This window comes from Burkholderia sp. 22PA0106, from assembly GCF_047497155.1.
Taxonomy (GTDB): Bacteria; Pseudomonadota; Gammaproteobacteria; order Burkholderiales; family Burkholderiaceae; genus Burkholderia.
In genome coordinates this window covers 2,672,359-2,693,955 of sequence record NZ_CP163162.1, presented here as the reverse complement: position 1 = coordinate 2,693,955, position 21,597 = coordinate 2,672,359, and the positions used below count along the sequence as shown (strand labels likewise).

Annotated in this window: 17 protein-coding genes; 14 read left to right on the top strand and 3 right to left on the bottom strand. The window is 66.0% G+C overall.

Annotation, left to right across the window (positions count from 1 at the left end; all coding sequences use genetic code 11):
* Positions 1-114 precede the first annotated feature (114 nt).
* Positions 115-1,152 carry an AraC family transcriptional regulator gene (locus tag AB4850_RS11525; RefSeq protein ID WP_414439936.1) on the bottom strand — a complete coding sequence of 346 codons (1,038 nt, stop codon included), beginning with the start codon at positions 1,150-1,152 and terminating at the stop codon, positions 115-117.
* A 104-nt stretch (positions 1,153-1,256) separates the two neighbouring features.
* Between AB4850_RS11525 and AB4850_RS11520 the strand changes: the two genes are divergently transcribed.
* Positions 1,257-3,290 (top strand): FAD-dependent oxidoreductase, encoded by a 2,034-nt coding sequence (locus tag AB4850_RS11520; protein ID WP_414439935.1) that lies wholly within the window; start codon positions 1,257-1,259, stop codon positions 3,288-3,290.
* Between the two features lie 227 nt (positions 3,291-3,517).
* Here AB4850_RS11520 and AB4850_RS11515 read toward each other — a convergent pair whose 3' ends face one another.
* Positions 3,518-3,736 carry a hypothetical protein gene (locus tag AB4850_RS11515; RefSeq protein ID WP_414439934.1) on the bottom strand — a complete coding sequence of 73 codons (219 nt, stop codon included), beginning with the start codon at positions 3,734-3,736 and terminating at the stop codon, positions 3,518-3,520.
* 90 nt (positions 3,737-3,826) lie between these two features.
* Here AB4850_RS11515 and AB4850_RS11510 point away from each other — a divergent pair, with 90 nt between their 5' ends.
* The 8 genes from AB4850_RS11510 to AB4850_RS11475 all read left to right on the top strand — a co-directional run bounded on the left by AB4850_RS11510 (position 3,827) and on the right by AB4850_RS11475 (position 12,350).
* Positions 3,827-5,380: a complex I subunit 4 family protein gene (locus AB4850_RS11510; RefSeq protein WP_414439933.1), complete on the top strand. Its 1,554-nt coding sequence runs from the start codon at positions 3,827-3,829 to the stop codon at positions 5,378-5,380.
* A 238-nt stretch (positions 5,381-5,618) separates the two neighbouring features.
* Positions 5,619-6,509: a ubiquinol oxidase subunit II gene (cyoA, locus tag AB4850_RS11505; RefSeq protein ID WP_414439932.1), complete on the top strand. Its 891-nt coding sequence runs from the start codon at positions 5,619-5,621 to the stop codon at positions 6,507-6,509.
* 2 nt (positions 6,510-6,511) lie between these two features.
* Positions 6,512-8,527, top strand: coding sequence for a cytochrome o ubiquinol oxidase subunit I (gene cyoB / locus AB4850_RS11500; protein ID WP_414439931.1), 2,016 nt, complete (start codon positions 6,512-6,514; stop codon positions 8,525-8,527).
* Positions 8,527-9,138: a cytochrome o ubiquinol oxidase subunit III gene (gene cyoC, locus AB4850_RS11495; RefSeq protein WP_414439930.1), complete on the top strand. Its 612-nt coding sequence runs from the start codon at positions 8,527-8,529 to the stop codon at positions 9,136-9,138. Before cyoB ends, cyoC begins: the two co-directional genes overlap by 1 nt.
* A complete protein-coding gene (gene cyoD, locus AB4850_RS11490) occupies positions 9,139-9,480 on the top strand; it encodes a cytochrome o ubiquinol oxidase subunit IV (RefSeq protein ID WP_414439929.1) in 342 nt (113 codons plus the stop codon).
* A gap of 265 nt (positions 9,481-9,745) precedes the next feature.
* Entirely contained in the window at positions 9,746-10,483 is a 738-nt protein-coding gene (locus AB4850_RS11485; RefSeq protein WP_414439928.1) for a response regulator, read from the top strand.
* Positions 10,467-11,723, top strand: a complete 1,257-nt coding sequence (locus AB4850_RS11480; protein WP_414439927.1) for an ATP-binding protein — start codon at positions 10,467-10,469, stop codon at positions 11,721-11,723. The genes AB4850_RS11485 and AB4850_RS11480 overlap by 17 nt, the downstream gene beginning before the upstream one ends.
* 207 nt (positions 11,724-11,930) lie before the next feature.
* Complete coding sequence (locus tag AB4850_RS11475) at positions 11,931-12,350, top strand: HIT family protein (RefSeq protein ID WP_414439926.1); 420 nt, start codon at positions 11,931-11,933, stop codon at positions 12,348-12,350.
* Between the two features lie 22 nt (positions 12,351-12,372).
* Here AB4850_RS11475 and AB4850_RS11470 read toward each other — a convergent pair whose 3' ends face one another.
* On the bottom strand, positions 12,373-13,950 hold the full coding sequence (locus AB4850_RS11470) for a phospholipase D family protein (protein WP_414442014.1): 1,578 nt from the start codon (positions 13,948-13,950) through the stop codon (positions 12,373-12,375).
* A gap of 502 nt (positions 13,951-14,452) precedes the next feature.
* On the opposite strand from AB4850_RS11470, the gene AB4850_RS11465 reads away from it, so the two are divergent.
* From AB4850_RS11465 to AB4850_RS11445, 5 genes are all read left to right on the top strand, one after another.
* A complete protein-coding gene (locus tag AB4850_RS11465; RefSeq protein ID WP_414439925.1) occupies positions 14,453-15,742 on the top strand; it encodes a DUF445 domain-containing protein in 1,290 nt (429 codons plus the stop codon).
* Between the two features lie 275 nt (positions 15,743-16,017).
* Positions 16,018-17,601 (top strand): Na+/H+ antiporter, encoded by a 1,584-nt coding sequence (locus AB4850_RS11460; RefSeq protein WP_414439924.1) that lies wholly within the window; start codon positions 16,018-16,020, stop codon positions 17,599-17,601.
* A 79-nt stretch (positions 17,602-17,680) separates the two neighbouring features.
* Positions 17,681-18,115 carry a hypothetical protein gene (locus tag AB4850_RS11455; RefSeq protein WP_414439923.1) on the top strand — a complete coding sequence of 145 codons (435 nt, stop codon included), beginning with the start codon at positions 17,681-17,683 and terminating at the stop codon, positions 18,113-18,115.
* 262 nt (positions 18,116-18,377) lie between these two features.
* On the top strand, positions 18,378-20,018 hold the full coding sequence (locus AB4850_RS11450) for an acetolactate synthase large subunit (RefSeq protein WP_414439922.1): 1,641 nt from the start codon (positions 18,378-18,380) through the stop codon (positions 20,016-20,018).
* A gap of 66 nt (positions 20,019-20,084) precedes the next feature.
* The gene (locus tag AB4850_RS11445; protein ID WP_414439921.1) at positions 20,085-21,521 is read left to right on the top strand and encodes an aldehyde dehydrogenase family protein; all 1,437 of its coding nucleotides are present in this window, start codon (positions 20,085-20,087) and stop codon (positions 21,519-21,521) included.
* Positions 21,522-21,597 lie beyond the last annotated feature (76 nt).

Below are 21,597 nucleotides of genomic sequence, written 5' to 3'. Positions count from 1 at the left end.
GCTTGGCATCTCCGTGTTGTTGACATGACGATGCACTATCCCCGTAGTGCATCGTGTTGGCGCCGCCTTCGGGCGGCGTTTTTTTATGTCGCCGGAGCAGGCGCGCGAGGTGGGTCAGCGCGTGCGCCGGTACGCGCTCGGCGTGATGCCGGCCCACTTGCGAAACGCGCGCGTGAAGTTGGCCGGGTCGCTGAATTGCAGGCGCTCGGCGATCGTCTTCAGATCGAGGTCGGAGGCGTGCAGCAGTTGCCGCGCGTCGCGGTAGCGCGCTTCGTCGAGCAGCTCGCGGTAGCCGGCGCCGGCTTCGTCCAACCGTCGGCGCAGCGTGCGCGTGGAAACCAGCAGCCGCCGTGCGAGCGCACCCGGGCCGGGGTAACCATCGGCATCGGCCACCAGTTCGGCGCGCACGCGCTCCAGCCAATCCCCTTCGTCCTGCCGCACCGCCGCGTATTCGCGCTCGACCTGCGCGAGCGCTTGCCGGTGCGCGACCTCGTCGGCGATTGCGAGCGGCCAATCGAGCGCTTCGCGTGCGACCCACAGCGCGCAGGCATCGCAATCGAAGCGCACCGGCGGCAGCCGGTCGCGATAGCGCGCGAACCACGGTGGTTCGGGCCACGCGAAGCGCAATTCGAGCGGCGCCGCGCCGCGGCCCGTCAGCAGCGGCAGGCTCTGGGCGAGGCCGGTCAGCACGAATTCGAACATCGTGTGATGGCGCAGCACCGGGCTCGCCTGCACGCCGGACAGCGTCAGCGTCGCGCCGTCGCCCTGTTCGGCATAGGCGAGCGTGTATTGCCGGTTGCGGGTGCGGAAGTAGCGCGCGTTGACCGCGAACGCGGTGCGCAGGTCGGGCGCCGTCATTGTCGCGTAGCCGAGAAAGCCGTGCGCCGACGGGCGCAGCCGCTTGCCCAACTCGAAGCCCAGCCCCTCGTCGCCGGTCAGCCGGATCGCGTTCAGTACGAGCCGCGCCCATTGCGACGGCGCGACGCGTGCGTCGGGCTGCGCCAGCACCGCGTCGCGCAGGCCGGTGCCGGCCCGTACCGCGTCGGCTTCGAGGCCGCGCTCGGCGAATACCTGCAGCAGCAGGCGCGGGTAGGCGACCGGGATGGTCGGTCGCCGCAAGCCCAGGCTGTCCTTGGACGGAGCGCGTGTCATTGAGTCGATTTGGCCACAAATGACAAGCATTATGGCTGTTTGACCCCTCACGCTCAAGCCGCATGCCGCCTAGGATCGAGGGCATTCCAAGCGCCCCAGCCATCATGACGACTCCGTTCCCGCACCTGCTCGCCCCGCTCGATCTCGGCTTCACCACCTTGCGCAACCGTGTCCTGATGGGCTCGATGCACACCGGCCTGGAGGACAGCGGCAAGACGCTGCCGCGCCTGGCCGACTATTTCGCCGAACGTGCGCGCGGCGGCGTGGGCCTGATCGTGACGGGCGGCTTTGCACCCAACCTGGCCGGCTGGACCAAGCCGTTCGGCGGCACGCTGGCCAGTACGGGCGCGGCGCGGCGGCATCGCGCGATTCCGCGTGCGGTGCAGGCCGAAGGCGGCAAGATCGCGTTGCAGATCCTCCATACCGGCCGCTATGGCTATCACCCGCTGGTCGTCGCGCCCTCGCGGATCAAATCGCCGATTTCGCCGTTCACGCCGCGCGCGCTGTCGGCGGCCGGCGTCGAGCGGCAGATCCGCGCGTTCGTGCGCTGCGCGGTGCTCGCGCGCGAGGCCGGCTACGACGGCGTGGAGATCATGGGTTCCGAGGGTTACCTGATCAATCAATTCATTTCGCGCCATACGAACCACCGCGACGATGCCTGGGGCGGCAGTTACGAGAACCGCATGCGCTTTCCGGTCGAAATCGTCGAGCGCACGCGCGAGGCGGTCGGCCCCGATTTCATCCTGATCTATCGGTTGTCGATGCTCGATCTGATCCCCGACGGCAGCGACTGGGCCGAAACGGTGCAACTGGCGAAGGCCGTCGAGCGGGCCGGCGCGACGCTGATCAATACCGGCATCGGCTGGCACGAGGCGCGCGTGCCGACCATCGCCACCTCGGTGCCGCGCGGCGCGTTCGGCTGGGTCACGCGGAAGATGAAAGGGGAGGTCGGCATTCCGCTGGTGACGACCAACCGCATCAACCGGCCCGAAGTGGCCGAACAACTGCTGGCCGACGGCTGCGCCGACATGGTGTCGATGGCGCGCCCCTTCCTGGCCGACCCCGAGTTCGTCGCGAAAGCCGCGAGCGGCCGCGCCGACGAGATCAACGTCTGCATCGGCTGCAACCAGGCCTGCCTCGATCACGCGTTCAAGAACCGGATCGCGTCCTGCCTCGTCAATCCGCGCGCATGCCACGAAACGCTGCTCGACTATCGTCCGACGGTTCGCCCGAAGCGCATCGCGGTGGTGGGCGCGGGGCCGGCCGGGCTGGCCTGTGCCACCTTGCTGGCGCAGCGCGGCCATCGGGTGGCGCTGTTCGAGGCCGCCGCGGAGATCGGTGGCCAGTTCAATCTGGCCAAGCGAGTGCCGGGCAAGGAGGAGTTCCACGAGGCGCTGCGCTATTTCGGGCGGCAGATCGAGTTGACCGGCGTGGAGCTGCATCTGTCGCGGCGCGTCGGGGCAGCCGACCTGATTGCGGGCGGCTACGACGAGGTGGTGCTGGCAACCGGCGTGAGCCCGCGCGACCCGCGCATTCCGGGCGGCGACGGCCCGAACGTGCTGAGTTACGTGGACGTGCTGGCCGGCGGCAAGCCGGTGGGCGCGCACGTGGCGGTGGTTGGGGCGGGCGGGATCGGCTTCGACGTTGCCGAGTTCCTGGTGCACGAGGGCGTGTCGACGGCGCTCGCCCCGGCCGCCTGGCGAGCCGAGTGGGGCGTGACCGATCCGGCCGTGGCGCGTGGAGGGGTAGGGCCGGCCACCGTGGCGCCGGCCGCGCGCCGCGTGACGCTGCTGCAGCGCAAGCCCGCACCGCTCGGCAAGGGCCTGTGCAAGACCACTGGCTGGATCCACCGCGCCACGTTGAAGATGAAGGCGGTCGAGATGATCGGCGGCGTCAACTACGAGCGGATCGACGCGCGGGGCCTTCACGTCACGTTTGGCGAAAAGCGCGAGCGCCCGACGCTGATCGAAGCCGACACCATCGTGCTGTGCGCCGGGCAGGAGCCGCGTCGCGACCTGCAAGCCGCACTGACGGAAGCCGGTGTGACGGTGCACCTGATCGGCGGGGCGGACGTGGCCGCCGAACTCGATGCGAAACGCGCGATCGATCAGGGCGCACGGTTGGCCGCCCGGCTGTGATGTGTCCGGGGGTGGACCGTGCCGCGAGAACGGCGTTATGCTGCCCGAGCCGCTGACAAATCAGGTCGAAAAGCTTTCATTTATATTTCGATCAATCGGGGGCACATGCCCGTCGTTTTCTCAAAAATGAAAGCAATCAGAAAGTAAAAACGAAAGATATTTGAAAGGTTTGATGGAGCGCTGCAGCGATTCATTTTTGTGCTTGAATCACCAAATTGAAGCAAATTTCAATTTGTCAAGCCCCTCTTTGATGCAGGTTGGTCGATCGTACGTCGTCGGGTATGCTCAAAAAAAATCAATAAAATCAACGCTCCGATTCGACGGGAAAAATGCAACAGAATGTTGCGATGCAAAACGACGCACTTACCTTTATCCTCGTTAACCCGGCGCGGTGCGATGTCTTTTGTTACATAGCTTTCAATAACATTACGCTGCGGGCGGATCATCGAATTTCGGTGATCAAAATTACAAAACTTACGTTTCTTTCGTCTCAGTCGACCGACTCTCTGACCGGGTTTTCATAGGGTGTTGCCGCCATGCAATCTGTACCATTCCTGAGCCTCGCGATCTGGACCCCGATCGTGTTCGGCGTGGCCGTCCTGCGCATCGGATCGGATCGTTATCCGCATCGTGCACGGTGGCTCGCCCTGATCGGCGCGATCGTGGGCCTGCTTCTCACCGTGCCGCTGGTGGCCGGTTTCGACGCCCACAATACCGCGGCTCAGTTCACCGAATACAAGCCCTGGCTTGCCGCATTCGGTTCGGCATGGCGCCTCGGCGTCGACGGGCTGTCGCTCTGGCTGGTGGTGCTGTCGGCCTTCACGACGCTGGTGATCGTGATCGCGTCGTGGGAATCGATCACGACCCGCGTCGCGCAGTATCACGGCTCGTTCCTGATCCTGTCGGGGCTGATGATCGGCGTGTTCACCTCGCTCGACGGCATGCTGTTCTTCGTGTTCTTCGAAGCGACGCTGATCCCGTTGTTCGTGCTGATCGGCACCTGGGGCCACGCGAACCGCGCCTACGCGGCCATCAAGTTCTTCTTCATCTCGTTTGCCGGCTCGCTGTTGATGCTGGCGGCGATGCTCTACCTGTTCGGCGTGACCCACACGTTCGACATGGCCGTCTGGCAGAAAACCCACCTCGGCTTCGCGCCGCAGTTGCTGGTGTTCCTCGGCTTCTTCGCGGCGTTCGCGGTGAAGGTGCCGATGTGGCCGGTGCATACCTGGCTGCAGGATGTCTATACCGACGGCCCGACGGGCGCCGCGGTGTCGCTCGGCATGATCAAGATCGGCGGCTACGGCTTCCTGCGCTTCGCGCTGCCGATCACGCCCGACGCCGCCCACTACCTGGCGCCGGTCATGATCGGCCTGTCGCTGATCGCGGTGATCTACGCGAGCCTGCTGGCGCTGGCCCAGAAGGACATGGCCAAGATGCTGGCCTACTCGTCGGTCGCCCACATGGGTCTCGTCACGCTGGGCGTGTTCCTGTTCAACCAGATGAGCATCACGGGCGCGATCGTCCAGATGATCTCGTACGGCTTCGTGGCCGGCGCGATGTTCCTCTGCGTGGGCGCGCTCTACGATCGCACCCGCACGCGCGCCATCGCCGACTACAGCGGCGTGGCGAACACCATGCCGCGCCTGGCGCTGTTCGCCGTGCTGTTCGCGATGGCGAACGTCGGCTTGCCGGGCACCTCGGGCTTCGTCGGCGAATTCCTGGTGATCATGGGCGCCGTGCGCGTGAATTTCTGGATCGGCGCGATTGCCGCGCTGACGCTGATTCTCGGCGCCGCCTACACGCTCTGGATGCTCAAGCGGGTGATCTTCGGCGCGATCAAGCACGATCGCGTCGGCAAGCTGATCGACCTGAGCCGCCGCGAGTCGGTGGTGTTCACGGTGCTGGCGGCGATCGTCCTCGCGATCGGGATTTACCCTAAGCCCTTTACCGATGTGATCGATCCGGCGGCGGCGAATATCGTCGCGCAGCTCGAACGCACCAAACCGGCGGACGATGGCGCAAATGCCGCACCGTCGGCGGCCAACGTCAGTGCTCAGTCGGATGCGCGTACTCCGCGCACGCCGGCCTGAGCGCCGATGCCACGCCAGCCCTTGCCGGGCGGGCGTGGCGAGCCACCGCTCCGGGTTTTCGGGCGGTGGTCGACAGGTTGCCAAATGTGGCAACGTGTCGCACGGTGGGTTTTAGTAACGATGATTTGCTAAGATTCACCGCTTTTTCCCACTTCGTTGGACTTATGATGCGTGCGCTTGCACGAATCGGGGCTAGCCGGTTCGTTTCAATCGACCACGCATAAATCAGGCAAATGTGATGAATAGAAAGGCATTTAGAAGCTTATTGCTTTTATTGGGCGCCGGATTGCTTGTCTGTCTATCCGGTTGCAACATGGACGTTCTCGACCCGAAGGGTAGCGTCGGCGTCGCCGAGAAGGCACTGATCTGGACCTCGACCTGGGTGATGCTCATCGTCGTGATCCCGGTGATCCTGCTCACGCTGTTCTTTGCGTGGCGGTATCGCGCGTCGAACCGCAGCGCAACCTATGCACCGAAATGGTCGCACTCGACCGCGATCGAAGTCGTGATCTGGACGATTCCGACGCTGATCATTCTGTATCTCGGCATCCTCACCTGGAATACTTCGCACGAGCTGGATCCGTACAAGCCGCTCGAGTCGAATGTGAAGCCGATCAACGTCGAAGTCGTCGCGCTCGACTGGAAATGGCTGTTCATTTACCCGGATCTGGGTATTGCAACGGTGAACCAGCTTGCGATCCCGGTCGGGACGCCGGTCAATTTCCGCATCACGTCGGATTCGGTGATGAACTCGTTCTTCATCCCGCAGCTTGGCACGCAGATCTACGCGATGGCCGGCATGCAGACGCGTCTGCACCTGATCGCCGACGAAGCGGGTGACTACGCCGGCTTGTCCGCCAATTACAGCGGCCAGGGTTTCTCCGACATGAAGTTCCGCACGCTCGCTCAATCGCAGGGTGACTTCGATGCATGGGTCCAGAAGGTCCGTGCCTCGCAGCAAAGCCTCGACATGACCGAGTACGCGACGGTCGCGAAGCCGAGCGAAAAGGATCCGGTCCGGTTCTTCTCGACCATCGATCCGCGCCTGTTCAATAACATCGTTGGCAAGTACAACAACGGTCACGTCATGGAGTTCAATGACGCGGCGTGTAGTACGACGAAGGGGTAAGCATGTTCGGAAAACTTACACTCGACGCGATTCCGTATCACGAGCCAATCCTCGTGATCACGGCGCTCGGCGTCGGTATCTTCGGGGCACTCGTGCTGGGCCTCGTCACTTATTTCGGTAAGTGGAAATATCTCTGGTCCGAGTGGCTGACGAGCGTCGACCACAAGCGCCTGGGCGTGATGTACATCGTCGTCGCGCTGATCATGCTGCTGCGCGGCTTCGCCGACGCAATCATGATGCGTACCCAGCTGGCGATGGCGTACAACGCGCCGGGTTTCCTTCCGCCGCACCATTACGACCAGATTTTCACCGCGCACGGCGTCATCATGATTTTCTTCATGGCGATGACGTTCATGGTGGGCCTGATGAACATCGTGGTGCCGCTGCAGATCGGCGCGCGCGACGTGGCGTTCCCGATGCTGAACTCGCTGTCGTTCTGGATGACGGCCGTCGGCGCGATCCTGCTGATGATCTCGCTGTTCGTCGGTGAATTCGCGAAAACGGGCTGGTTGGCTTACCCGCCGCTGTCGGAGCTGCAATACAGCCCGGGGGTCGGGGTCGACTACTACCTGTGGGCGCTGCAGATTTCCGGTGTGGGTACGCTGCTGACCGGCGTGAACTTCTTCGTGACCATCATCAAGATGCGCGCGCCCGGCATGACGCTGATGAAGATGCCGGTGTTCACCTGGACGGCCCTGTGCACGAACGTGCTGATCATGGCGGCGTTCCCGATCCTGACCGTCACGCTCGCGCTGCTCGGCTTCGACCGTTATCTGGGGATGCACTTCTTCACGAATGACGGTGGCGGCAACGTCATGATGTACCTGAACCTGATCTGGGCCTGGGGTCACCCCGAGGTGTACATCCTGATCCTGCCGGCGTTCGGCGTGTTCTCGGAAGTCGTGGCAACGTACGCGAAGAAGCCGCTGTTCGGCTACAAGACGATGGTCTACGCAACCTGCGCGATCATGGTCCTGTCGTTCCTCGTGTGGCTGCATCACTTCTTCACGATGGGTTCGGGCGCCGACGTCAACGCGTTCTTCGGCATTGCGACGATGATCATCGCGATTCCGACCGGCGTGAAGATCTTCAACTGGCTGTTCACGATCTATCGTGGCCGTCTGGAATTCACCGCACCGATTCTCTGGACCCTCGGCTTCATGGTCACGTTCACGGTCGGCGGCATGACCGGCGTGATGATGGCGATCCCGGGTGCGGACTTCGTGCTGCACAACAGCCTGTTCCTGATCGCTCACTTCCACAACGTGATCATCGGTGGCGTGCTGTTCGGTTATCTGGCCGGTTTCAACTACTGGTTCCCGAAGGCGTTCGGCTTCAAGCTGAACGAGAAGCTCGGCAAGCGTGCGTTCTGGTTCTGGCAGATCGGCTTCATCGTTGCATTCACGCCGCTGTACGTGCTCGGCTTCATGGGTGCCACGCGTCGTCTGAACCACTACGACAATGCCGCATGGCATCCGTGGATGCAGATTGCCTGGGTTGGCGCCGTGCTGGTGCTGATCGGCATCGTCCACCAACTGCTGCAACTGTACGTGTCGATCCGCGATCGCAACCTGCCGGGCAACCGTGACGTCACGGGCGACCCGTGGGGTGGTCATACGCTCGAATGGTCGACGGCATCGCCGCCGGCGTCGTACAACTTCGCGATCATCCCGACGATCCACGAACTGGACGAAGTGTCGTATCGCAAGGAACGCGGCATGGGCTTCGGCCTGGACGAAGGCCAGCAATACGAAGATATCCACATGCCCTCGAACACGAGCGCAGGCTTCTTCGTCGGCATGTTTGCCCTGGTGCTCGGTTTTGCAGGCGTGTGGCACATCTGGTGGATGGCCATCGTCGGCTTCGTCGGCATCGTCGCGACTGCGATCATCTATAGCTCGCAGAAGAACGAGGGCTACTACATTCCGGCCGAAACGGTCCGGAAGATCGAATCGCAGCGTACCGGCGCACTGACGAAGTCGCCGCGTCCGGCACAAGTGGAACTGGAGGCCAACTGATGGCACAAAGCACCCTGACTGCCGATCACCATCACGCGGCAGAGCATCACCATCCGCCGTCGCACTCGGTGTTCGGTTTCTGGCTGTACCTGATGACCGACTGTATTCTGTTCGGCACGCTGTTCGCCGTGTTCGCAGTGATGCAGCACGAGTTCGCAGGCGGCCCGACGGCGAAGGATCTGTTCGAAATCAAGGGCGTGATGTACGAAACGGCAGCGCTGCTGCTGAGCTCGATCACGTACGGCTTCGCGATGATCGGCGCGCACCGCCAGAATCGCGCTGCCGTGTTCGGCTGGTTGATCGTGACGTTCCTGCTGGGCGCGTCGTTCCTGTACATGGAAATCAACGAGTTCGCGCACCTGATCGCCGAAGGCGCGGGCCCGGATCGCAGCGGTTTCCTGTCGTCGTTCTTCACGCTGGTGGCCACCCACGGTCTGCACGTGACGATGGGCCTGATCTGGATGGTCGTGCTGATTTGCCAGATCGCGCGCAACCCGACGCTGTCGGAGCAAGACATCCGTCGCCTGACGTGCCTGTCGCTGTTCTGGCACTTCTTGGACATCGTCTGGATCTGCGTGTTTACCTTTGTCTACCTGGTGAGTGTGATCTAAATGGCCCATTCGCATACCCATGACAGCCACGATGACGCATCGCACGGCACCGTAAGCAGCTACCTCGTCGGTTTCGTGCTGTCGGTGATCCTGACGGGCGCATCGTTCGGCGTGGTGCTCGGCGGCTGGTTCTCGTCGAACGAAACGATGATCCTGACGCTGGCCGCTCTGGCTGCCGTGCAGATCGTCGTGCACCTGATTTTCTTCCTGCACATGAATGCGTCGTCCAGCCAGCGCTGGAACGTGACGGCATTCGCCTACACGGTGCTGACGGTGATCATCCTGATCGTCGGCTCGGTGTGGATCATGCACAACGTCGCCGTGAACATGATGTCGCGTTGATGCCTCGGCCTGCTCCGGCAGGCCCGGCTCGACGAAGTGCCGAAAAAGCCGCCGCAAGGCGGCTTTTTCTTTGCCTGTTCATTTCGAGGGTGCGCTTCGTCCGGTTCTCGCAGGCGCCGGCCGACAAGTAAGAATCGGTAAGGCAAATCAAGATCGTGCAAGCCACGCCGTGCCGGCTTCGCTTATAGTCGTCGGATCGTTGCCGGGTCATGCCCGCGCGACCTGTCCCTCGTTTTCCTCCCTTACCGTACCGATTCGCCAGACCATGTCCGACACGCCCATTCAGGTCCTGCTGATCGATGACGATGCCGCGCTGCGCGATCTCCTCCGGACTTTTTTCCAGCAACGCGGCCTCGAAATTTCCGTGCTTCACGACGCCACCACGCTGGAGCGGCGCCTCGAACGCGAGCGGCCGTCGGTCATCGTGCTCGACCTGATGCTGCCCGGCGTGGACGGCCTGACGGTGCTCAAGCAATTGCGCGCAAACGGTGACCCGATTCCGGTGATCATGCTCACGGCGCGCGCCGACGGGGTCGATCGCGTGATCGGCCTCGAACTCGGCGCCGACGATTACCTCGGCAAGCCGTTCATGCCGCAGGAGCTGCTGGCGCGCATCCACGCGGTGCTGCGCCGCCAGATGCCGGCCAGCGTCGGGGCGCGGTCCGCGTCCGACCGGCGCGAGGCACTGCGTTTCGGGCCGTTCCGGCTCGATTTCGCGACGCGCACGCTGTATCGCGACACCGAGGCGCTCAAGCTGACGGGCGGCGAATACGCGTTGCTCGAAGTGTTCGCCGCACATCCGATGGAGACGCTGTCGCGCACGCGGCTGCTCGACATGCTGCACGGGCCGTATTCGAACCTGACCGAGCGCGGTATCGACGTGCCGGTCTGGCGCCTGCGCCGGCTGCTGGAAGACGATCCGGCCCAGCCGCGCTACGTGCAGACCATGCGCGGCGTCGGCTACATGTTCGTGCCCGGCGAGGGTGATGAAGCTCCGCTTTGACACGCTGTTCGCGCGCCTGGCGCTGATGTCGATCGGCCTCGTGCTGGTCGTGCATGCGATCGGCCTGGTGCTGCTCGATCGCGAACGGCTGCGGCTCGAGGTCGAGCAGACGCGCCGCGTGATCGCGCTGTCCACCCAGGCGCAGGCGAGCGGCAGCGCACTGGGGCTGGCCGTCAGCGCGATGCTCGGCACCTCGTTCGTCGAGGCGAACGACGCGGTGTCGTTCGGCTGCCCGAAGCCCTGCACCGATACGTTCGGCCCGTTCGAGCAGCATCTGCGCTCGGTGATGCCGCCCGGCACGCACGTGGTGGCCGACAGCCACACGCGCACGCTGTGGGCGCGCTACGCCGGCGCGAAATACTGGATCACGCTGCCGTCCACCATGCCGTCGGTGAAGCGCTTCATCGGCGCGTCGTCGTTGACGATGGTGGTGGGGGTGGTGCTCGCGATCTTCGGCGCGTGGCGAATCCAGCGGCCGCTGCGGCGGCTCGCGCAGGCCGCGCGCGATTTCCGGCTCGGCAACCGGCCGACCGCGGTGCCGGTCGGCGGCCCACGCGAAGTCAAGGACGTGATTGCGAACTTCAACGAGATGGTCAGCGAGCTGGCGCAGGGCGAGCAGGAACGCGCCGTGATGCTGGCCGGGCTCGCGCACGATCTGCGCGCGCCGATCACGCGCATGCAGGTGCGCGCCGATCTGCTGCCCGACGCGGCCACGCGCAGGGGCTTCCTGCGCGATGCCGAGGCGCTGTCGCGGATCGTCACGCAGTTTCTCGATTTCGCGGGGGAGGGCGGCGAGCCGTCGCCGGTAGCGGGCGTGGACGCGCACTGCTGGCAACACTACGGCGGTGAACTCGACGACACGCTCGTCAGCGTCGATCTGCGCGCGGGCGAGGGCTTCCGGCTGCCGCTCGTGATGCTCGACCGGATTCTGTCGAACCTGATCGAGAACGCGATGACCTACGGCGAGCCGCCGGTGGCGATCGTCACGCAGGCGGTGCCGCAGGGCTATCGCCTGACGGTGTACGACCACGGGCCGGGTATTCCCGAGGCGGAACTCGAGCGCGCGCTGCGGCCGTTCGTGCGGCTCGACGCGGCGCGCGGCGGCGATGCGCATTGCGGGCTGGGCCTCGCGATCGTCAAGCGGCTGGTGCGCCAGCAGCGCGGCACGTTCATCGCCTCGAACGCGGCGGATGGCGGCTTCATGGTGACGATGACGTTCCCGGCAGAACCGGCGGCCTGATGAGGGATGCGGCCGAATAAGCGGGTTCGATGGCGGCTCGATCGGGCCGGCTGCGCGCGCCGGCGGAACACGCCGGCCGGATCGGCCAACCGGATTCGCCGCCCGTGCGAGCCGCCTGTCCGCCCGAACGTCGCGCCTGCGGCTTGCGCGTTCGCACGCGAGCGTCGAGAATCGTCGTTCCGTTTACCCCTGACGACGACCGACACCATGGCTTACGACGACAACAACATTTTCGCGAAGATCCTGCGCGGCGAACTGCCTTGCACCAAGGTGTGCGAGACGGACACGACGATTGCGTTCATGGACATCATGCCGCAATCGCCGGGCCACACGCTGGTGCTGCCGAAGGAGCCGGCCGAGATGCTCTACGACCTGTCGGACGAGGCCGCGGCCGAAACCATCCGCATGACCAAGCGCGTGGCGCTGGCGATTCGCGACGCGCTGCAGCCGGACGGCCTGTTCGTCGGCCAGTTCAACGGCTCGGCCGCCGGCCAGACCGTGCCGCATCTGCACTTCCACCTGATTCCGCGCTGGGCGACCCAGCCGCTCGGCGCGCACTCGCGCGACGTGGCCGATCCGAAGGAACTCGAGACGATGGCCGAGCGCATTCGCGCGGCGCTGAAGTAAGCCGCGCCGCAAGCCCCCGCCGTTATAGCTGCCCGTCCACGGGCAGCATCCGGAACACCCCGGTCAGCACGTTGCGCAGCAGGCCCGCGCCCGGGTCCACGCCGTAAGTGCGTGTCTGGCCGTTCTCCTCGTCGGTCCAGACCAGCGACGAATGCCAGCCGGCCGCCGACGGCGACGGGTCGGCGAGCGTCACGCGATAGCTTTCGGTCGGCTGCGTGACGTGGTCGAACAGTGTCGCCACCTCGCCGGCCAGTTGCGGGCTGCGGATCACGAGCGCGAGTTCGGTGTTGAGGTAGGCCGAGCGCGGGTCGAGATTGAGCGAGCCGATCACGAGCGTGCGCCGGTCGATCACGTAGGCCTTCGCGTGAAGGCTGGCGCGCGAGCGCGAGCCGAACATCCGCACGCGCGCGGTGGGCGGCTGCTGCGGCCGGAATTCGTAGAGTTCCACGCCGCGTTCGAGCAACGGCACGCGGTACGGCGCATAGCCGGCCTGCACCGCCACGGCGTCGGTGGCCGCCAGCGAATTGGTGAGGATCGCGACGCGCACGCCGCGTGCGGTCAGCGCGCCGAGCGCCGCGACGCCCGCATCGTGCGGCACGAAATACGGCGAGAACACCAGGAATTCGCGCTGCGCTTCCTTGCTCAGTTCGGCGAGCCGCTGCATCGGCGGGCTTTGGTAGGTGCCGCGCGCCATCGAGATCTTCTCGGGCGCATCGGCCGCGAATTCCGCCTTGGCCCACACCAGTCCCAATTGATCGCCGGCGATCTGCGCGGCCAGCGGTGTCGCGTTGAGCGGCTTGGCGTCGTATTGCGCGGCGTTGTCGCGCCAGTGCTGGCGCAGCGCGTCGCGCATGCGGTCGAGATCCTGCGGATCGAAGCGCTGATGGTTGAGCACGCGCAGCGGGTAAGCGCTGACGCTGGCCCAATAGGCGTCGAAGCTCGACGAGACGTCGGCCGTCACGGGGCCGGCCGCGAGCACGTCGATGTCGCGAAACTGCAGCGTGGGGCTGGCGCTGAAATACTCGTCGCCGAGGTTGCGTCCGCCGACGATCGCGAGCTGGTTGTCCGCGATCATCGCCTTGTTGTGCATGCGGCGCGTGAAGCGGTCGATCTTGGTGACGAGGTCGGCGGTGCGCGCGAACACGCCGCGCTGCGCCGCGCCGAACGGGTTGAACACGCGGATCTCGATGTTCGGGTGCGCGTTCAGCGAGGCCATCACCTGATCGATGTCCTTGAAGTTCAGGTCGTCCACCAGCATTCGCACGCGCACGCCGCGATCCGCCGCCGACAGGGCGGCCGCCAGCAGCAGCTTGCCGGTGGTGTCCTCGGTGGCGATGTAGTACTGCATGTCGAGCGTCTTGGTGGCGGCGCGCGCGAGCGCGATGCGCATCTGCAGCGCGTCGGTGCCCACCGGCAACAGGCGGAAGCCGGATTCGCCCGGGTGCGCGCGTTCGGGCGCGGCAAGTGCTGCGCCGAGCGGCGTGGGCGTGGCTTGCGGCAGCGCGTGCGTGAGGTTGCGCGGCAGCGAGGTGGCGGGCGGGTGAGTGGCACAGCCGGCCAGCCAGAGCGCGGCGAGGCCGGCCAGGGCGAAGCGGAGCAGCGGGAGCGCGGCACGCGCCGGGCGCGGAACGCCGGGCTGGTATCGGACGGATAAGGCCGGCACGCTGCGGACTCCTTCGTAATCGGGGGGACGGCGGGCGAGCCGGCGGGTGACGTGCCGGGCATCGTGTGCGCAACGATTCTACGGGGGCGCCTCCGATGCGGCAACCGGCTTGCGCGGGCGAGGGCGGTTGCGGCGGGATCGGGCGGTTTGGGGCCGTCCCGGGCCGTTGGCGCGGCCGGAGTATGAGGCGCCCGTGTCATCGAGCCGGTGTACCATCGTGCGGCTCGCCATGGCCACCGCGCCGCCGCGCTGCTGCACTATGGCCGGCAGCACGGCAGCACGGCAGCACGGCAGCACGGCAGCACGGCAGCACGGCAGCACGGCAACACGGCAACACCACCGCATCACCAGAATCCGCCGCGCCGGGCGGTCCGCCCGGCCATCCTCCATCCCGTGCCCCGCTCCGGGCGCACCCGATCCGACGAGGCACACCGATACGATGCGCGACAAGGCAGCCGAACTGAAGGCCAGCAAGCGGCGCGCGCTGGCGCTGCTGATCGGCGTGACGACCGTGTTCGTCGTCACGCTGTTCTTTCCGGGCGGCATCTGGATCGACGGCGTGAAGGCCGTGGCCGAGGCCGCGATGGTCGGCGCGCTGGCCGACTGGTTCGCGGTGGCGGCGCTGTTCCGGCGCGTGCCGATCCCGATCGTCTCGCGCCATACCGAAATCGTGCCGCGCAACCAGGCGCGCATCGCCGACAATCTCGCGCTGTTCGTGCACGAGCGTTTTCTCGATCCGGCCTCGATCATCGCGCTGATCCGGCGTCACGATCCGGCCGCGCGGCTCGCGCAATGGCTGGCGGCGCCGGCCAATACGGCCGTGCTGGGCGGCTATGCGGTCAGGCTGATCGGCTTCGCGCTCGACATGACCGACGACGCGCGCATCCAGCGCTTCATCAAGGACGCGTTGCGCGCCGTGTTCGACAAGGTGGACCTGTCGCGCGCGACGGGCGCGATCTTCGACACGCTCACACGCGACGGCCGCCACCAGCAACTGCTCGACGACGGCATCGCCCAGCTCGTCGCGCTGCTGCGCGAGCCGGACCACCGCGCCGCGATCGCCTCCTACATCGTCGATTGGCTCAAGGGCGAATATCCGAAGATGGAGCGCGTGATGCCGACCGCCTGGATCAGCGAGCACGGCGCGGAACTGATCGCCAACGCGGTCACGCGGCTGCTCGTGCAGATCGGCGAGGATCCCGACCACCGGCTGCGCCGCGGCTTCGACGACACCACCGAGCGGCTCGTCGAGCGCCTCAAGCACGATCCCGTCTTCATCGAGAAGGGCGAGGAACTGAAACGCTACCTGCGTGACGGCGAAGCGTTCAACGGCTACGTGGCCGACCTCTGGACGCAATTGCGCGACTGGCTCAAGGCCGATCTGGCGCACGAGGATTCGCTGCTGCACCGCCAGGCGGCTTCGCTCGGCGGCTGGCTCGGTGCGCGGCTGGCCGAAAGCCCGACGCTGCGCGACTCGATGAACGAGCACGTCGAGAAGGCCGCCGCCGAGATGGCGCCCGAGTTCGCGGCGTTCCTGACGCGTCATATCAGCGACACGGTCAAGAACTGGGACAGCGGGGAGATGTCGCGTCAGGTCGAGCTGAACATCGGCAAGGATCTGCAGAGCATCCGCATCAACGGCACCGTGGTGGGCGGCATGATCGGGCTGGCGCTCTACCTCGTGACCTGCCTCGCGCGCTGGGCCGGCGCGTGGACGCTGCCGCACTGAACGGCCGCGTCGGGCGACGCCCCGGCAGCCTCGGCAAGCGGCTGAACCGAACCCTCCCGCCGAGCGGCCTTGTCGGGTTGATTCGGCAGGCCGCTCGCCACTAAGCGCATCGATTCGCGCCGTCGCCTATGCTTGGCACTGCACAGCAATTCCGCTGCGACCGGGCCGCAGGCTCGACGCCGCGCAAACGCTCGTGGTCTAATCGCGCGACCGTTCGAACCCGGTGCGCGCGCCCGTTCATCACCCGTTATTTCCTCCAACGAGAAGGCGATTTCATGTCTCCCGTATCGGTTTTCAAGCTGATCCTGCTGTCCTTCGCCGCGATCGTCGTGCTGGAGCTGGCCGCCAAGCGGCTGAAGCTGCCGCCTGCCGCCGCGCTGCTGGTGGGCGGCGCCGGCATCGCGTTCGTGCCGGGCCTGCCGCCGATCAACCTCGATCCCGACCTGGTGCTGATCGTGTTCCTGCCGCCGCTGCTGGTGGATGGCGCCTACTTCTCGGTGTGGGAGGAGTTCAAGCGCAACCTCGGCGGGATCATGATGCTGGCGATCGGCGCGGTGGTGTTCACCACTCTGGCGGTGGGGCTGGCGGTGCACTGGGCGGTGCCGTCGCTGCCGTGGGCGGCCTGCTTCACGCTCGGCGCGATCGTCTCGCCGCCCGACGCGGTGGCGGCCAAGGCCGTGCTAGAACGCGTGGCGCTGCCGCGCCGGCTGATGGTGCTGCTCGAAGGTGAAAGCCTGCTCAATGACGCCGCCGGCCTCGTGCTGTTCCGCTTCGCGGTGGCCGCCGCGCTGACCGGTGCGTTCAGCTTCGAGAGCGCCGCGGTGCGCTTCGCGGAACTCGGCCTGGGCGGCGTGGCGGTGGGCTTCATCATCGGCTGGGCGTTGACGCGCTTCATCAGGCTGTTGTCCGACGATTACCTGATCGTGACCTCGGTGGTGCTCGGCGGCTGGGTCAGCTATATCGCCGGTGAAACGCTGGAGGTGTCGGGCGTGATCGCCACCGTCACGATGGGCATGATGCTCGGCTGGCACCAGCACGAAGTGTTCACGGCCACCGTGCGGGTGCGCGCCACCGCGTTCTGGCAGGTGATGGTGTTCCTGCTGGAGGCGCTGGTGTTCGTGCTGATCGGCCTGTCGCTGCGCGGCGTGATGGTGCGTCTCGGCGGTTTCGAGCAGGTGTTCTCGACCATGATGCCGATGATGCTGGCCGTGCTGGCGGCCGTGATCGGCTCGCGCTTCATCTGGATCTTCGCGGTGGAATTCCTCAAGCTGCCGCGCCGCTGGCTCGGCCGCGGCAGCCTGCACGCCGACTGGCGCGCGGCCACCGTGATGAGCTGGGCCGGCATGCGCGGCGTGGTCACGCTGGCGATCGCGCTGTCGCTGCCCGAGGCGATGCCGGGCCGCGACATGATCCTGGTGGCGGCGTTCGCCGTGATCCTCGTGACGGTGCTGCTGCAGGGCACCACGATCGGGCCGCTGATCCGGCTGGTCGCGCCGCACGACGGCCATACGCCGGACGCGCGGCATCTGACCGAGCCGCAGGCCTGGGCGCGCGTGAGCCGCGCGCAACTGAAGGCGGTCGAGCCGCTCGCGCACGACGCCGACGGCCAGGTGATCCACCCGCGCCTGCTCGAACAATATGCGTACCGCGTGTCGATGGCCGAGCGCTTCGAGCACGAGCCGGCGTTCCCGGTGCAGGACATCCACGCGCACTACGACGTGGTGCTGGCGGCCGTGTCGGCCGGCCGCGCCGAAATGTTGCGCATGCATCGAGCCGGGGAGATTCACGACGAGCTGCTGCACCTGCTCGAACGCGAACTCGACCAGCAGGAAGTGGCGGCGCGCTACGCGATCGAATGAAACGAACGTTGGCCCGGCGTGGCGCCAGCGGGTATGCGCCGTGCTCGCCGCGCACAGATACAACCCGACCATCACGACCATGAAACGAACCGCCTTCATTGCCGGCCTGCTGGCCGCCTGCTGCGCCGGCAGCGCACACGCCAGGATCGACCAGGACCTGCGCTGCTTCACGAGCGGCGACGGCGCGTCGCCGATTCGCTTCGAATTCCGGATGTTCTCCGATTCGGATTCCAACTGGTCCGGCGGCTACGTTCGCTACAAGGGCGCGAAGCAGGTGATCCCGATCGTGCTGAAATCGGAGCAGGCCACCGAAATGGCGCCGGGCCGGCCCGACGACGTGGTCAGCACCTGGGTGGAGATCGTCGACGGCAAGGTGACGGGCGAGTACGTCATGGACAGCCAGGGCGCGATCGTCAACTCGATGACCTACACGAAATTCTCGCCGCGCCGCACGTTTGCGTTCGCCGACGATCCTGCCGCGTTTCCGGACGGCGGCGGCTCCTGCAAGTGGTGATGCCGGGCCGCGCATCGCGCCGTGGCTCCGTCATCCTGACGAAATCCCTTCTCCAGCGTCAGCCGCGTTCACTGCAGCGTCGCGTCCGATCTCCTACAATCGTTTCCATCGCTGGCCGCCGAGCCCGCTTTTGCGGGCTCGGCGGCATGCTTTTGCATTGGTCATCTGAAGGGTTTGAGCCGTTCGCGCCGTAGGCCGTCGCGGGCGTTTGCCACGCCGCACGCGCCGGAAGCCGGCCACGCGGCATCCACCGAGAGTCCCCATGAAAGCATCCGATTTATTCGTCAAGGCGCTGGAAGCGGAAGGTGTCGAGTATGTGTTCGGCATCCCCGGCGAAGAAAACCTCGATCTGCTCGAGTCGATCCGCCATTCGCGCATCAAGCTGGTGCTCACGCGTCACGAGCAGGCCGCCGGGTTCATGGCCGCCACCTATGGCCGGCTGACCGGCAAGGCCGGCGTGTGCCTGTCCACGCTCGGCCCCGGCGCGACCAACCTCGTGACGGCCGCCGCCTACGCACAGCTCGGCGGCATGCCGATGCTGATGATCACCGGCCAGAAGCCGATCAAGAGCAGCAAGCAGGGCCATTTCCAGATCGTCGACGTGGTCGACATGATGCAGCCGCTGACCAAGCTGACGCGTCAGATCGTCTCGATCGGCCATATCCCGTCGGCGGTGCGCGAGGCGTTCCGGCGCGCCGAGGACGAGCGCCCCGGCGCCACCCACCTCGAACTGCCCGAGGACATCGCGCACGAGGAAGGCGACGGCAAGCCGATCCCGGCCAGCTACAGCCGCCGCCCGGTGGCCGAGGAAAAGGCGGTGGCGCGCGCCGTGCAGGCGATTCACCAGGCGCGTCATCCGCTGCTGATGATCGGCGCGGGCGGCAATCGCAAGACCAGCGCGCGGATGCTGCGCGAGTTCGTGGACGCCACCGGCATCCCGTTCTTCACCACGCAGATGGGCAAGGGCGTGATCGACGAGACGCACCCGCTCTGGCTCGGCAACGCCACGCTGTCCGACGGCGATTTCGTGCACCGCGCGATCGATCATGCCGACTGCATCATCAACGTCGGCCACGACGTGATCGAGAAGCCGCCGTTCTTCATGCGCAGCGGCGATAAAACCGTGATCCACGTGAACTTCCTCGGCGCGCAGGTCGATCCCGTGTATTTCCCGCAGATCGAAGTGGTGGGCGACATCGCCAACGCGGTGTGGCAGATGAAGCAGGCGCTGGCGCAGCAGCAGCACTGGGATTTCTCGCGCTTCATGCTGATCAAGGAGCGCTTCGACGCGCACCTGAAGAAGGGCGAGGACGATCCGCGCTTCCCGCTGCACCCGGTGCGGGTGGTCAACGACCTGTACCGCACGCTGCCCCACGACGGCATCGCCTGCCTCGACAACGGCATGTACAAGATCTGGTTCGCGCGCTACTGGCGCGCGCACGAGCCGAACTCGATGCTGCTCGACAACGCGCTGGCCTCGATGGGCGCGGGCCTGCCGTCGGCGATCGCCACCAAGATCGTGCACCCGGAGCGCAAGGTGGTGGCGATTTGCGGCGACGGCGGCTTCATGATGAATTCGCAGGAGCTGGAAACGGCCGTGCGCATGAAGCTCGACCTGGTGGTGCTGGTGCTGCGCGACGACGCGTTCGGGATGATCCGCTGGAAGCAGGAGAACATGAACTTCCCCGACTACGCGATGACGCTCGACAACCCCGATTTCGTCGCCTACGCGAAAAGCTATGGCGCCCAAGGCCATCGCGCCGAATCGGCCGAGGCGCTCGCGCCGCTGCTCGAACACTGCTTCGCCACGCCGGGCGTGCATCTGGTCGACGTGCCGATCGACTATTCGGACAACGAACGCATTCTGAATCGCGAGATCCCGCGCCTGTCCGCGCAACTGTGATCCCACGGCGCGCTGCGGCGCGCCACCTCGTACCGAACCCCGTCAGAACCCACCGGAGGCGTCGCCATGCTGAAGGAATCCTACCCGTATTACCTCGCGAACGAGGCCGTGCATGCCAACACGGATCTCGAAGTCACCGACAAATACAGTGGCAAGGTCGCCACGCGCGTCGCGCTGGCCGACGCGAAAACGATCGACGCGGCCATCGCGGCCGCCGTCGAGGCGCACAAGCCGTTCGCGGCGTGGCCCGCGTTTCGCCGCCAGGCCGTGCTCGATCACTGCGTCGCGCGCTTTCGCGAGCGCTTCGACGAACTGGCCGATGCGCTCTGCATCGAGGCCGGCAAGCCGATCAACGATTCGAAGGGCGAGGTCACGCGCCTGATCGACACGTTCCGCGTCGCGGCCGAGGAATCGGTGCGGATCGGCGGCGAGATCATCGAGCTTGAGATCGCGAAGCGCGCGCAAGGCTATTCCGGCTATTCGAAACGCGTGCCGATCGGGCCGTGCTCGTTCATCTCGCCGTTCAACTTCCCGCTCAACCTGGCGGCCCACAAGGTCGCGCCGGCCATCGCGGCCGGCTGCCCGTTCGTGCTGAAGCCGGCCAGCCGCACGCCGATCGGCGCGTTGATCATCGGCGAGGTGCTGGCCGAAACCGATCTGCCGAAGGGCGCGTTCTCGATCCTGCCCGCGCATCGCGACGGCGCGGACCTGTTCACCACCGACGAACGCTTCAAGCTGCTGTCGTTTACCGGTTCGCCGGCGGTGGGCTGGGATCTGAAGAAAAAGGCGGGCAAGAAGAAGGTGGTGCTGGAGCTGGGCGGCAACGCGGCGGCGATCGTCGATGCCGACCAGGGCGAGCGGCTCGACTACGTGGTGGACCGGCTGATCTTCGGCGCGTTCTACCAGTCGGGGCAAAGCTGCATCGGCGTGCAGCGCATCCTGGTGCATGCGAGCCTTTACGACGCGCTGCGCGAGAAGCTCGTGGCGAAAACGCGCGCGCTGAAGATGGGCGACCCGAAGCAGCCCGACACCTTCGTCGGCCCGATGATCTCCGAATCGGAATCGCGCCGGCTGGCCGGCTGGATGGACGCGGCGGTCAAGGCCGGCGCGAAGATCATCGCGGGCGGCAAGGTGGACGGCGCGATGTTCGAGGCCACGCTGCTCGAACAGGTCGGCCGCGATCAGGACCTGTATCGCAAGGAAGCGTTCGGCCCGGTGGCGCTGCTCGAACCGTTCGAGCATTTCGACGAGGCGCTGGCGCGCGTCAACGACAGCGATTTCGGCCTGCAGGCCGGCGTGTTCACCGATTCGCTGTCGCACGCGCATCGCGCCTGGGACGAGCTCGACGTGGGCGGCGTGGTGATCAACGACATCCCGTCGTTCCGCGTCGACAACATGCCGTATGGCGGAGTCAAGGATTCGGGCCTGGGCCGCGAGGGCGTGCGCTACGCGATCGAGGACATGACCGAACTGCGCCTGATGGTGATCCGCAAGCCGTCCTGACGGTCCTGACGGTTCTGACGCGCCGGCCGCACCGGGGAGCGCGCACCCGCAGCCGCGCCGTGGCGAATGCCCGGCG